The sequence below is a fragment of the Nonomuraea composti genome, assembly GCF_012034275.1.
Lineage (GTDB): Bacteria > Actinomycetota > Actinomycetes > Streptosporangiales > Streptosporangiaceae > Nonomuraea > Nonomuraea composti.
The window spans coordinates 1-262 of record NZ_JAATEP010000182.1; the positions used below are offsets into that span (position 1 = coordinate 1).

The window sequence follows — 262 nt, forward strand, 5'->3', positions numbered from 1 at the left end:
GCCACTACGCCGCCCGCATCGCGGCTCCGAACAAGCTGACCAAGATGACCCTGCCGTCGGGGCGGGCGCACGCGGTCAACACCTACGACGACAAGACCGACCGCATCGCCACCCACACCGACGCCGACGGCGGCACCTGGAAGATCGGCACGGTCGGGATCGAGCAGCAGTCCGGCGAAGCCGAGGTGACGGTCACCGACCCGGACAACAAGCCGCTCAAGTACCTGTATGACGCATGGCGCGGTTATCGGATCCGCGGCGT

The 262-nt window shown here is 67.6% G+C and carries 1 protein-coding gene; it reads left to right on the forward strand.

Annotation, left to right across the window (positions count from 1 at the left end; all coding sequences use genetic code 11):
- Window positions 1–262: hypothetical protein (locus HCN51_RS57900; protein ID WP_168022248.1), on the forward strand; the 262-nt coding region annotated here is incomplete at both ends.